12 protein-coding genes are annotated in these 12,000 nt (G+C 55.5%); 6 read left to right on the plus strand and 6 right to left on the minus strand.

Annotated features, from left to right (window positions below):
* Positions 1-3: 3 nt before the first annotated feature.
* Positions 4-918: an LpxL/LpxP family Kdo(2)-lipid IV(A) lauroyl/palmitoleoyl acyltransferase gene (gene lpxL, locus MLE19_RS06420; protein WP_240717243.1), complete on the plus strand. Its 915-nt coding sequence runs from the start codon at positions 4-6 to the stop codon at positions 916-918.
* Positions 919-1,093: 175 nt separating this feature from the next.
* On the opposite strand, the gene speD is transcribed toward lpxL, so the two are convergent.
* From speD to MLE19_RS06440, 4 genes are all read right to left on the minus strand, one after another.
* Complete coding sequence (speD, locus tag MLE19_RS06425) at positions 1,094-1,888, minus strand: adenosylmethionine decarboxylase (RefSeq protein WP_240717244.1); 795 nt, start codon at positions 1,886-1,888, stop codon at positions 1,094-1,096.
* A gap of 259 nt (positions 1,889-2,147) precedes the next feature.
* Complete coding sequence (locus MLE19_RS06430) at positions 2,148-2,567, minus strand: OsmC family protein (RefSeq protein WP_240717245.1); 420 nt, start codon at positions 2,565-2,567, stop codon at positions 2,148-2,150.
* A 138-nt stretch (positions 2,568-2,705) separates the two neighbouring features.
* Positions 2,706-3,371 carry an N-acetylmuramate alpha-1-phosphate uridylyltransferase MurU gene (gene murU / locus MLE19_RS06435; protein WP_240717246.1) on the minus strand — a complete coding sequence of 222 codons (666 nt, stop codon included), beginning with the start codon at positions 3,369-3,371 and terminating at the stop codon, positions 2,706-2,708.
* Positions 3,368-4,378 carry an aminoglycoside phosphotransferase family protein gene (locus MLE19_RS06440; RefSeq protein WP_240717247.1) on the minus strand — a complete coding sequence of 337 codons (1,011 nt, stop codon included), beginning with the start codon at positions 4,376-4,378 and terminating at the stop codon, positions 3,368-3,370. Before MLE19_RS06440 ends, murU begins: the two co-directional genes overlap by 4 nt.
* A 70-nt stretch (positions 4,379-4,448) precedes the next feature.
* Here MLE19_RS06440 and MLE19_RS06445 point away from each other — a divergent pair, with 70 nt between their 5' ends.
* The 5 genes from MLE19_RS06445 (at position 4,449) to apaG (ending at position 10,319) form a co-directional block, all read left to right on the plus strand.
* A complete protein-coding gene (locus tag MLE19_RS06445; RefSeq protein WP_240717248.1) occupies positions 4,449-6,899 on the plus strand; it encodes an LPS-assembly protein LptD in 2,451 nt (816 codons plus the stop codon).
* A 39-nt stretch (positions 6,900-6,938) separates the two neighbouring features.
* Positions 6,939-7,964, plus strand: a complete 1,026-nt coding sequence (locus MLE19_RS06450; protein WP_240717249.1) for a peptidylprolyl isomerase — start codon at positions 6,939-6,941, stop codon at positions 7,962-7,964.
* Positions 7,964-9,034 carry a 4-hydroxythreonine-4-phosphate dehydrogenase PdxA gene (pdxA, locus tag MLE19_RS06455; RefSeq protein ID WP_240717250.1) on the plus strand — a complete coding sequence of 357 codons (1,071 nt, stop codon included), beginning with the start codon at positions 7,964-7,966 and terminating at the stop codon, positions 9,032-9,034. The genes MLE19_RS06450 and pdxA overlap by 1 nt, the downstream gene beginning before the upstream one ends.
* Before the next feature lie 83 nt (positions 9,035-9,117).
* Positions 9,118-9,945, plus strand: a complete 828-nt coding sequence (rsmA, locus tag MLE19_RS06460; RefSeq protein WP_240717251.1) for a 16S rRNA (adenine(1518)-N(6)/adenine(1519)-N(6))-dimethyltransferase RsmA — start codon at positions 9,118-9,120, stop codon at positions 9,943-9,945.
* Positions 9,942-10,319, plus strand: a complete 378-nt coding sequence (gene apaG / locus MLE19_RS06465) for a Co2+/Mg2+ efflux protein ApaG (RefSeq protein ID WP_240717252.1) — start codon at positions 9,942-9,944, stop codon at positions 10,317-10,319. Before rsmA ends, apaG begins: the two co-directional genes overlap by 4 nt.
* Here the strand turns inward: apaG and MLE19_RS06470 are convergent.
* Both MLE19_RS06470 and MLE19_RS06475 read right to left on the minus strand, forming a co-directional pair.
* Positions 10,316-11,764 carry an FAD-dependent oxidoreductase gene (locus MLE19_RS06470; protein WP_240717253.1) on the minus strand — a complete coding sequence of 483 codons (1,449 nt, stop codon included), beginning with the start codon at positions 11,762-11,764 and terminating at the stop codon, positions 10,316-10,318. The genes apaG and MLE19_RS06470 overlap by 4 nt on opposite strands.
* Entirely contained in the window at positions 11,764-11,940 is a 177-nt protein-coding gene (locus tag MLE19_RS06475) for a hypothetical protein (RefSeq protein WP_240717254.1), read from the minus strand. The genes MLE19_RS06470 and MLE19_RS06475 overlap by 1 nt, the downstream gene beginning before the upstream one ends.
* Positions 11,941-12,000 lie beyond the last annotated feature (60 nt).

Here is a 12,000-nt window from a genome sequence, read left to right on the forward strand (position 1 = left end):
TCTATGTCGAGATCACGCTACCCGCGTTCGTTTGCTCATCCACGTTACTGGCCTACTTGGCTCGGGATTGGTGCCATGTATGTCGCCGCCTGGCTGCCCTGGCGGTTAAAAATGGCCATTGGCAAAGGGCTGGGATTGCTCGCGTGGCGCTTTGCCAAGCGGCGGCGACGCATTACTGACACCAACATCGCGCTTTGCTTCCCAGAGAAAAGTGCCGAACAACAGCATCAGCTTGTCAAAGGTACTTTCATTGCCAATGGCATTGGCCTTGTTGAAACCGCGACGGGCTGGTGTCGTGATGGAGAAAGCTTGCGCCACCGAGTGGCCTATATCGGCGAAGAGCACATGGCCCGCGCAGCAGCGCGGGGTAAAGGTGTCATCGTTATCGGTGTTCACTTTTCGACACTCGATTTAGGCGGTGCCCTGCACTCACTTTTTTTCTCAGCCGACGCAGTTTATCGACCGCATAATAACCCGCTGTTTGAACGCTTTATGACCCGAGCCCGTGGTCGTAATTTTGGTGTCGCCATCGATCGATATGACCTGCGCGGTGCGGTGCGTCAGCTTAAAAAGGGGCGCATGGTGTGGTATTCACCGGATCAGGATTTTGGTCGCGATGTCAGTGTGTTTGCACCGCTGTTCGGCCAGCAGGCTGCCACTATCCGCTTAACGGCAAAGCTTGCGCGTATGACCGGCGCATCGGTAGTGCCAATGATGTTTCATCGCAATCCCGATAATGCGACCTATACCATTGAGAGCCTGCCTGCTTTAGAAGGTTTTCCAAGCAACGACGAGGTTGCGGATGCGACAAAGGTCAATCAGTTTATTGAGCAGGCAATTCGCAAGCACCCGGAGCAGTATCTGTGGTTACACCGGCGCTTTAAAACGCGTCCTGAAGGCGAACCAAGCGTTTATTAACGGCGATAGCCCTTCCTGTTATCGCGAGCGAAGCGCGGCGATCTGGGCTTGAGTGCCACCGGAGGTAGAGATTGCTTCGTCGCAGGCTCCTTGCAATGACATGTAAGTCAGTATATTTAGTTGATATGAAAAAAAAGCCAGCGTCAGCTGGCTTTTTGGCGTTTCGATACAGCAGTTAGTCCAGATTGCGGGAGTAAAAAATTTCTAGCATCTCTTTGCGCAAACGGCTTTCAATATCGCGTGCTTCTTCAAAGGTAATATCACGGCGAGACGTGCCGAACAGATAGTTATCCAGCTCGAAGTCTTTAAGCAGCATCTTGGTGTGGAACATGTTTTCCTGATACACGTTTACATCCATCATCTGATACGCATGCTTAGTATCTTCTGCAAGGTAGTCTTGAATGGAAGTAATGCCGTGATCGATAAACAGTTTTTTACCATCTACATCACGGGTAAAGCCACGCACCCGGTAGTCCATGGTAACAATGTCGGAGTCGAAGCTGTGGATCAGGTAGTTCAGCGCTTTTAGCGGGCTGATATGACCGCAGGTAGAAACATCGATATCCAGTCGGAAGGTGCTGATGCCATTGTCAGGGTGCGACTCAGGGTAACTATGCACCGTCACGTGACTTTTATCCAAGTGCCCAACCACTGTTTCTGGCAGTGGGCCGGGGCCCGGTTTAATCTGTTCAGGCGCCGCTTCGTCTAGCTCATGTTCGGCAATCAAAATCGTCACGCTTGCGCCATGGGGCTCGTAGTCCTGGCGGGCGATATTCAGCACATGAGCGCCGATAATATTGGTGACGTCTTTAAGAATCTGCGTCAAACGTTCGGCGTTGTAGAGCTCATCGATATAGTCGATATAAGCCGCACGCTGCTCTTCGGTTTTGGCGTAACAGATGTCGTAAATGTTGAAGCTCAACGAGCTGGTCAGGTTATTAAACCCGTGGAGTCGGAGATTGTCTGTCACGTCCGAACCTCCCTGTGGCAGATGAAGACACCCCGACGAGCCAGCGCCGGAACCGATAAGACGTTGCCATCATTGCTGCGGCGTAACTTTACAAGCGTAAGCAGGGGAGTCACGACACAGTTAAAGGCGAAACGAGCGGGCGTATTATGCCCTTCCAGGCGGTGTGTTGCATCCGACTGAACTACTTTTTTTGCCGCCGCGGTTAGGCGAGCGGCAAGGTGAGGCAAAAATGATGCGCGTTGGGCGCGCAAAAAACGGCTCAAGCCTCAATAATCTCAAAAGAGTGAGTGATCTCTACACCGCCATTAACCAGCATGATAGACGCACTGCAGTATTTTTCAGCGGAGAGTTCGACGGCGCGCTGCACCTGCTTCTCTTTCAATGCTCGCCCGGTTACCACGAAATGCACGTGGATCTTGGTAAATACGGCGGGCACTTCATCGGCGCGTTCGGCATCAAGCTCGGCCACGCAATCGGTGACATTGGCGCGCGCTTTATCGAGAATGTTCAAGATATCAAAAGCGGTACAGCTGCCCATGCCCATCAGCAGCATTTCCATTGGGCGAGGACCCGTGTTGCGGCCTCCGTGATCCGGTGGGCCGTCGATGACAACGCTGTGGCCGCTACCGGATTCCGCCACAAATTGACGGCCTTCTGTCCATTTTACCCGTGCTTTCACGCTGCTCTCCTCATCTAGGCGACGAAAGGTAAGTCGCGCAGCATAACATTTCTTGGCCTGCGCGCCTTACTTCCCAGCTGCTCTTATCTTTTCCGTTTCTTATAACGGACGGGCCCGCCGCTATACCAGAAAGCCAGGTTAGCCACGTTGATGTAACTGACTTTCCAGCTCGGCAAGTCGTTCAGGGGTGCCTACATCGACCCAATGCCCAGTATAACGTTCACCGCTCACCCGTTGGTCATCTATAGCGTCCCTAAGCAGAGGTGCCAGCGCAAAGGCGCCCGGATGCTGCCCGGCTAACAGCGCGGGGTGGATAATGCCAATACCCGCGTAAGTGAATCGCTGGGTATCGGTTTGAATAACACGCCCGTCAGTTAACCCAAAATCTCCGCTTGGATGATGGGGTGGATTATCCACCAACATCAGGTGGGCTAAGTCCTCATCTTGCAGTAGGCGTTGGTCGGGAAGCGCTTCGCACCACACATCGCCGTTGATAAGTAGAAACGGCGCTTCTCCCAGCAACGGTAGGGCCTGCTGAATGCCGCCGCCGGTTTCCAGCGGCGCTGTTTCTCGACTCCAATGAATGCGTAGTCCGTAGTTATCGCCGCTACCAAGGGCCTGGATAATCTGTTCGGCACGGTAGCTGACATTGATGACGACTTCATGAATCCCTGCCTCGCGAAGCCGCTCCAAGTGATGCACGATGAGTGGCTTACCCGCCACAGGCAGTAGCGGCTTGGGGCAGTGGTCGGTGAGCGGGCGCATCCGTTTGCCAAGACCTGCGGCCAGAATCATCGCTCTCATAAGCCTGTTTCCTTTAGCCGCTGCATGATGGCGGGTCGTAAGGTGAGCTGGACCCACTCTGCAAACGCTGCCTGATCAGGAAGCGATGAGAGACTATCCTCCAGATGATCCAAAAAGTGCGGCAGCCGCTCAAGGTAGCCATTTTTTTGATCACGCAGCGTTAACCGACAGAAAATTCCCAGTACTTTTAGCGAGCGCTGGGCGGCCATGGCGTGACATTGAGCCAGAAAGGTTGCTGAGTCGACGCGGGTGGTAAGCCTGCCGTCGCGGCGCGCCTGCTGATAAAACTCGCTTACGAAATGGGCAAACTGCTGGCTATTAAAACGGCAGTAGCGGCCGCGTAGAAGTGAGATAACGTCATAGCTGAGTGGTCCCGCTACCGCGTCTTGGAAGTCAATCATAAATAGGCGCTGGTCGTGTACCATCAGGTTCATGGCATCAAAATCACGGTGCACGCTGACAACCGGCTGTGCTAACGCCTGCTGAATAAGGCTTTCGCGTAGGCTAGGCCAACTTTCCGGGAGAGGTAGTTTTAACCAAGCGTTAAGACACCATTCGGGGAAAAGGTCGAGCTCCCGGCCCAGTAGCGCCGAGTCATAAGCGGGCAATGATTCAGGGCTGGCGCGGTTTTGCAGTTCAGCGATCAGTGTGAGCGCCTGCGCGTGATAAGCCTGTATGGTAGCGTCATCGATGAAGAGATGCTGTAGCGGCGTGCTGCCTAAATCGTCGAGTAGTAGGAAGCCATCCGCTAAGTTGGCGGCATGCACTCTGGGTACCGGCAGCCCGGCACTGTGCCAACGCTGGGCGATGGTCACAAAAGGCTGTGAATCCTCTTGTTCCGGAGGGGCATCCATGACCACTTGGGTGGTACCGTTGGGTAGCGTTAAACGAAAATAGCGCCGAAAACTCGCATCCCCTACAGCAGATGAAAGTAAAATGTCGGCCTCAGAAAGGCCGTTTTGTTGGGCAGCCCACGTGGTGAGGGCGTTAATCCGATAAGAGGACATGCAAGCTCCTTGCTGGTCGGGCATCATGCGGGCTGTATAATACCGATTCTGGATGCCAAGGATAACGAACATGGGCAAGCGATTTTCGCGCACGTTGCCGGTTGCGCATACGCTGATGGGCAGTTTGCTTGCTGGCGCCTCGTTTACGGCGGTGGCTCAAGGGCAAACCATGTCCGCGGAAGCGTTGGATTGGCAAGCCTGGGGTGAGCAAGAAGCGGCCAATCAATTGTGCCGGGGGCGTTATGTCATGCCTAGCTACCGCTTGCCAGCGGCAGAGAACCCGGAAGCCCTCTCACTTGAGGCCAGTGACGTTGATTACGCCGCTGATGGCGAAGCGTTGCTGCGCGGTGACGTAGTGCTACGCCGTGGCAATGAGGAAGTGGAAGCGGAGCAAGTGTTTTTACCCGCTGACCGTCAACAGGTTGATGCAGAGGGGAATATAGCCATACGCGACGGGCGTGCTCTGGTAAGGGGCGAGCAGGCGATGCTGCGGCTAAATGAAGACCGGGCGACGCTGGATAATAGCCATTATGTGCTTTACGAACAGCACCTGCGTGGTCAGGCAGCCCAGTTAGAGCAAATGGCGGAGGGCGAGTATCGCCTGCAAGACGCCAGCTTTACCACCTGTGACCCCGGGGCTAATAGCTGGGAATTGGTCAGCAGTGATATTCGATTATACCAAGCAGAAGGCTTTGGTACTGCGCGTCATGCCCGACTGCATGTTAAAGACGTGCCAGTTTTTTACTGGCCATGGCTACGTTTTCCCATCGATGATCGTCGCCACACCGGGCTACTTTCACCCTCGATTGGCTTTTCTGCGGATGGCTTTGATTACGCCCAACCATTTTATTGGAATATCGCCGCTAACCACGATGCGACCATCACGCCGCGCTGGATGAGCGACCACGGTTTGCTGATGAACGGTGAGTACCGTTACCTGTTTGAAGAGAGTGCGGGCATCGTTGAAGGCGGCTATTTAAATAGCGATAACGGTGGTTCGGGCGGCGGGGAAAATCGCTTTGAGGGCGATGATCGTTGGTACGTGGATGCGCGCCACGCCGGAAGGGTCAACGAGCGCAGTAACTACCGGCTACGCTATGGGGCTGCTAGTGATGGGCGCTATTTTGATGACTTTGGCGGTGAGTTTGGGGAGAGTGATCGCGCCAGCATGGAGCGTTTGGCCCAGGTCGATTACCGTGGTCAGCGCTGGCAGTTAGATGCCCGCGCCCAAGGTTTTCAGCGCTTGGAAGACCCGCTCAGTGATAGCGATAAACCCTTTTATCAACTGCCTAGCCTGAGTGCTAACGCTAATTGGCAGTTTGATAATGGCCTATATACGCAGTGGCGCTCTAACGCGACCTATTTTTGGCGCGATGTTGATGAACGCCGTGTGCCTGAACGTGAAGCGGCCACCGGTAGCCGTCTGCATCTGACTCCCGCCGTTGGTTGGCGCTTTGAGCAGCCCTGGGGCTATTTGGAGCCGCGCACCGAGCTGTGGAATACCGCCTACGAGCTGGATTACGGTGAGCGCGATACGGAGCGTGGTGATTCGCCCAGCCGTAGCATTGCTTTGACCTCGGTTGACAGCGGCCTGGTCTTTGAGCGTGAACTCGCCCTTGGCGGTCGCGACTATCGCCAAACCCTAGAGCCGCGGCTAAATTATGCCTATGTGCCGCGCACCGACCAGAGTGAACTCCCCGACTTTGATAGCCGCGAGCGGGCGTTTTCCTGGGATCAGCTATGGTCAGCCCAACGCTTTTCAGGCGCCGACCGCGTGGGTGATCTCAACCGGCTCTCTTACGGTGTGCAGTCACGCTTACTAGAGGATTCGTCTGGCCGTGACCGGCTTTCATTCGGGGTCGGGCAGAGCGTCTATTTTGATGAGCGACGTATTGATAGCGAAGGCGATGCCGATACACTGCCGGATCGGCCTGAGGATAACCCCAACGTTAATCCTGAAAGTCGCTATCAGGCCACACGAGATCGTTCTCCGCTGGTTTCTCGCCTTGACTGGCAGATCAATGATCGTTGGAGCAGTGGCTATGAATGGCTCTACGATGATCATCGTGAACGCACCGAACGTTCTAGCCTAGACCTGCGTTATCGTCATCCCGAAGGGCATGTAGTGAACCTTGGCTACCGTTGGGAGATCGAAGGGTTCGATCCAGGCGTTCTACCTGACGATGACGGCTTTCGCGACTATAGCCGCGAAGAGTGGGATCTGTCGTTTGCCTGGAAAGCCAGCACCAGCATTGATTTGATCGGCCGCTACCTGCACGATCAAACCAACGACCGCTCTCTTGAGCAGCTGGCTGGCGTACAGTGGAACAACTGTTGCTACGGCTTGCAGTTAGTCTGGCGTGAATGGGTAGATGACGATGATACTGCCCGCATTGATGATGATTTTAATGATCGCGGACTATTTTTGCGCTTCGTATTCCGTGGCCTAGGTGGTGTTGGTCAGGATGCGGATAGCTATTTTGAACAGACCATTCCTGGCTATCGACCGACTGCGCTGTAAATCACTTCCATAGAATGGCTAATGAAAGAGACGTTTGTTATGAAAATGAGAAAGCCCTTGCTAGGCCGAATGACACAGCTCTCTGCTGGTAGCCTACTCGCCCTGTGTGTTGGCGCTGGCATTGCGTTGGCCCCGCTCACGGTTCAGGCGCAGAACTTCCAATCCACGCAGCGTCAAGCGCTGGACAGCGTCGTGGCCGTGGTCAATAACGATGTCATTATGCGCAGCGAGTTGAATGATCGCGTGTCGCAAATTGAGCAGCAGGCGCAATCACAGGGTGGCAATCTGCCTCCGCGCACCCAGCTAGAGCGGCAGGTGCTTGAGCGCATGGTGATGGAAGAGATCCAGATGCAGATGGCGGAAGATGCCAGCCTGACCATCGATGACACTGAGCTAAATGGCCAAGTGCGCTCGATTGCCGAGTCCAACGGCATGACACTGGACGAGTTTGCTGATGCCGTAGAGGCTGACGGTATGACGCTGGCGAGCGTGCGTGAAGATATTCGCCGGGAAATGCTGATGCGTCAGGTACAGCAGCGTCAAATCAGTAATCGTGTGTCGGTCAGCGATCGAGACGTCGAGCGCTTCTTAGACCAGCAGCAGGGGCAGTCTGGCGAGCAGAACTTCATTGAAGAGACGCGTGCTCGTCATGTGTTGATTGAGCTGACTCCTAATCGCGATGAAAATCAGGCCCGTGCGCGCGCCGAAGAAGTGCGCCAGCGTCTGTCTCAAGGTGAGGACTTCGCTTCGGTAGCGCGTGAGTTTAGTGACGACAGCGGCAGTGCCCTCAACGGTGGTGAACTTGGCTGGGTACGCCCAGGGCAAACCGTTCCTGCTTTTGAGGAAGCTATGCGGGGGCTAGGCGTTAACCAGATATCACAGCCGGTACGCTCTCAGTTTGGCTACCATGTGATTGAGGTTGAAGAGCGTCGCCGCCAGAATGTTACCCAGGAGAGTCAGCGCGAGCAGGTACGCCAAGCGATCTTCCAGCGTCGCGCTAACGAAGAGTTAGAGACTTGGCAGCAAGAGATTCGCTCACAGGCCTTTGTTGATATTCGTCTCTAATGTTGGCGAGCCCTTTAACTCCCGATAGCACTTTGCCGGTGGTCGTTACCACTGGCGAACCAGCCGGTATTGGCCCCGAAATTATGCTAATGCTGGCGGCCCAGGGCCGACTTCCCGTTGATACGGTCGCCGTAGGCGACCCTGACATGCTACGCCAGCGCGCAGCAGTGTTGGGCCTTAATATCACCGTGGTCGAGTGTTCGCCCGGCGAAATGCCTCAAGGCACTGGCACTAATGTGTTGCCAGTTTGGCCTGTCGCGCTCAAAGCAACTGCGATGCCTGGCGTTCTCAATCCGGCCAATGCTAGTTACGTGCTTGCCACGCTGACGGTTGCTGTGGAGGCCTGTAAATTGGGCCGTGCTTCCGCGATGGTGACAGCGCCGCTCCACAAAGGCGTCATTATTGAAGGCGGACACCCGGAGTTCACCGGCCACACTGAGTGGCTGCGTGATGCCTGCGGTGTTGATGATGTCGTGATGATGCTTGCCACCGATGCGGCGCTGCATGCGTCCTCGCCAAGCTGGCAGGGGAGCGGTGATCTTCGCGTGGCACTGGTCACAACCCATTTGCCACTTCGTAACGTCGCTGACGCCATCACCTATGACCGGGTTATGCGCATCAGCCGCTTGCTAGCCGCTGATTTGCAGCGCCAGTTTGGCATTGCCAAGCCGCGTATCGCGGTGTGTGGTTTAAACCCCCACGCCGGTGAAGATGGACACCTTGGGCGTGAAGAGCTGGATATTATTATTCCCGCCCTGGATGCACTGCGCAGCGAGGGTATGGATATTCATGGCCCGCTGCCAGCCGACACACTGTTTACTCCCCGGCATTTGGCCGGAGTCGATGCAGTATTAGCGATGTACCATGATCAGGGCCTGGCAGTGTTAAAATACGCAGGCTTTGGTCAGGCCGCTAATATTACCCTCGGCTTGGCATTGGTGCGCACGTCAGTTGACCATGGCACCGCCCTGGATCTGGCTGGCAAAGGCGTAGCAGACCCCGGCAGCCTAAAAGTCGCTATCGACCTTGCTCGCCGTTTGGCCACGCAGCGGTTGTCTGCTGAGGTATAACGAGGTGCAAGCAGCCAACAGTTGCAACTGTGCTGACCACTACATACTCCCGATTGAATCTGCACTCCAAGGAACACCGTTTGATGTCTACTGTGCCCCAACACCGCGCTCGTAAACGCTTTGGTCAGAATTTTTTACGCGACCTAGGTATTATTTCGCGGATCGTTCGCGCTGTAGGCCCGCGCTCAACGGATCGTCTCGTCGAAATCGGGCCCGGCCAGGGGGCGCTCACTGAGCCGCTGTTGGATGCTGCCGGCCACCTAGAGGTTATTGAGCTGGATCGTGACCTGATTCCTGGCTTACGCGTGCAGTTTTTCAACTATCCCGATTTCGTGATTCATGAAGGCGACGCGCTGAAGTTTGATTTTGCTGCGCTGAAAGGCGATGGGCCTGCCCTGCGTGTGGTGGGTAACCTGCCCTACAACATCTCCACACCGCTGATAATTCATCTGCTGGCGGCAGGAAGTGCGATAGAAGATATGCACTTTATGCTGCAAAAAGAGGTGGTGGAACGCTTGGCCGCAGAGCCGGGTGGCCCCGATTGGGGGCGCCTTTCAGTCATGGCGCAGTACTACTGCCAGGTCGAACAGCTATTTATTGTGCCACCAGAAGCCTTTGTGCCGCGGCCCAAGGTGGACTCGGCCATTGTGCGGCTCACGCCGCATGAGACACTGCCTCACACGGCAGATGACCCAGCGCTGCTGTTTGAGCTGGTGAAGCTTGCCTTTGGCCAGCGGCGCAAAACCCTGCGCAATAATTTTAAAGGGCGTGTAAGTGCCGATACTTTGGAAGATCTGGGTATTGATCCTATTCGTCGTCCGCAAACGCTGACGATCGCCGAGTACGTGGCGATTGCTAATCGTGTTACCGCCGATGAGCAGAGTAGCGACGAGCGGGGCAGCCAAGCGTGAGCGGTTTAGCCATTGAAGTTAACGTCGCGCCTAGCTACCGTGCCGACGAGTCTAACGATGTTGAGTCGCGCTATGTGTTTAGCTACACCGTGACTGTTCATAACCAAAGCCCCCATAGCGTTCAGTTGATGGCGCGCTACTGGAAAATCACTCAAGGTAGCGGTGACTGTCAGGAAGTGCGCGGCAAAGGCGTCGTCGGCCAGCAGCCGTTGATTGGCCCTGGGCAGAGCTTTCGCTATACCAGTCGCGCCATTTTGCAAACGCCGGTGGGGGTGATGGAAGGCGCCTATACGTTGCTCGACACCTCCACTCAACGCGCGTTTGAAATAGCCATTACCCCCTTCAGGTTGGCCGTACCGCTCCAGCTCCATTAGGCGTCCTGCATTAGCCTACTCTCCAGATGGTCACAAAGCCGCAGAGCCAACTGCACTATTGTTAGCGTAGGGTTGGCATGCCCGGCGCTGGCAAACACACTAGAGCCCGCTACGAAGAAGTTGTCCTGAGCAAACAGACGGCAATCAGGGTTAACAATACCTTCCTCTGCATTAAGGCTCATACGCGTACCGCCCATATGATGACGCCCCGCAAGCTCGCCGTCGGTGGGCAGTTGTACTGGTGTTTCGGCTAGCCAATCGGCCATCTGTAGCCTGCCTACTTCGTTATCCCGCAGGTACTCACCCAGTAGAAGCATGCTCTGTCGGATAGTGCGGCGATCCAGCTCAGACTGCTGCCACAACAAGCGGCTGCGAGGTACGCCCAGTTCATCGAGTTCGTCGCTTAGTTCAATGCGATTGTCAAAGCGGGGTTCCTGTTCCCAGGCGGCTCTAAGCACTGCGCCATGTATTACCCGACCCTGTGCTTGCCAAGTGCTTATCCGCCCAGCCAGCGTAGGCGCCTGATCGGCGAGCTCATCAATCAGTTCCTGGGTGGCCTCGGCGTTCATGCGGTGCAAACGCAGTCCGCAGTTGAGTATTTGTCGTGAGGCGATGGCGTGAGCGGTGGGGGATAGGAACACATTGTAAACTTCGTCCATGCCTAGTGCGGCTGGCTCAAACAGCAACGCTTTTCCTACCGTGGCGTGAGGGTGTTCCATCCAGTAGCGCCCGAGGGTCTTATCTTCAGGTATCAGTTTTCCTTGGGCCTGCTGATTGCACCAAAGCAGTAGGCGAGAGTTTTCAATGCCACCGCAGGCGAGTACAAAGTACCGCGCGCGCACCTGGCGATAGTCACCTTGGTAATTTTTGAAAGTGGCGGAGGTGACCTTGCCGTTGTCCGTTTCCAGCGCGGCCAAGTTGGCGGTGAGGCAGCACTTAAGAGAGGTCGAATCGCTGAGCGATGCGGCATGCTTCTCTTTCATTCGCGTGGGGTGGCCCAACGAAAAATAGATACGCTTGAAATCTGCGTTAGGGATCAACTGGTCGGCGGGGGTGGTTTCTAGACCGAGTATGCTAACGGCAGCGCTGTAGTAAGGCGCTAAGGTATCGCGACCAATCGGCCAAGCCGTCTCCAGGGCCGCTGTTTTGCCGGGAAAGTCGTAGCGGTCCAGCGGTCGACAAACGCCGCCCCAATGATTTGTGGACCCACCTAAATAGCGCAGGCGAGCACCATAAAGGGGAATATAGGGGTCGCCAACGACGTCGCCTTGATAGCACTGCTGTGAGCGTTCGCTGTAGTCGGCATCACCGCCTTCGCAGAGCAGCACACTATGCCCCCGCTCGGCCAGATTGACCGCCATGGAAATACCCGCAGCACCACCGCCGATAATACACACATCCGCGGCGTCCTGATGTTCACTGATATCCTTAAAATCAATATACATCAGCGGTCACTAGCCTTAAGCAGCCAGCCCTTCACCATGACAGGCGGGGCAAGTGTGGATGGTTTAGCAGAAGCGCTCGCGATAGGGAGTAGCGTTGTGCCGGGTAGCAGTACTGCACCGATTCCTGCCAGCGTAGCGACCCGCAGTAAACCGCGTCGAGTAGGGTCCATCGTCATATGAGTATTGTTTTCCTTAACAGTCGTGGCGAGGCGGCGATGCTAATGAGAGGGAAGTGC

It is taken from the genome of Vreelandella neptunia (assembly GCF_022489065.1).
GTDB lineage: Bacteria > Pseudomonadota > Gammaproteobacteria > Pseudomonadales > Halomonadaceae > Vreelandella > Vreelandella neptunia_A.

Coding starts and splice junctions, on each gene's coding strand:
- lpxL (WP_240717243.1), top strand. CDS start 4: ATGTCGAGATCACGCTACCCGCGTTCGTTTGCTCATCCACGTTACTGG.
- murU (WP_240717246.1), bottom strand. CDS start 3,371: ATGAGAGCGATGATTCTGGCCGCAGGTCTTGGCAAACGGATGCGCCCG.
- MLE19_RS06440 (WP_240717247.1), bottom strand. CDS start 4,378: ATGTCCTCTTATCGGATTAACGCCCTCACCACGTGGGCTGCCCAACAA.
- MLE19_RS06445 (WP_240717248.1), top strand. CDS start 4,449: ATGGGCAAGCGATTTTCGCGCACGTTGCCGGTTGCGCATACGCTGATG.
- MLE19_RS06450 (WP_240717249.1), top strand. CDS start 6,939: ATGAAAATGAGAAAGCCCTTGCTAGGCCGAATGACACAGCTCTCTGCT.
- pdxA (WP_240717250.1), top strand. CDS start 7,964: ATGTTGGCGAGCCCTTTAACTCCCGATAGCACTTTGCCGGTGGTCGTT.
- rsmA (WP_240717251.1), top strand. CDS start 9,118: ATGTCTACTGTGCCCCAACACCGCGCTCGTAAACGCTTTGGTCAGAAT.
- MLE19_RS06470 (WP_240717253.1), bottom strand. CDS start 11,764: ATGTATATTGATTTTAAGGATATCAGTGAACATCAGGACGCCGCGGAT.
- MLE19_RS06475 (WP_240717254.1), bottom strand. CDS start 11,940: ATGACGATGGACCCTACTCGACGCGGTTTACTGCGGGTCGCTACGCTG.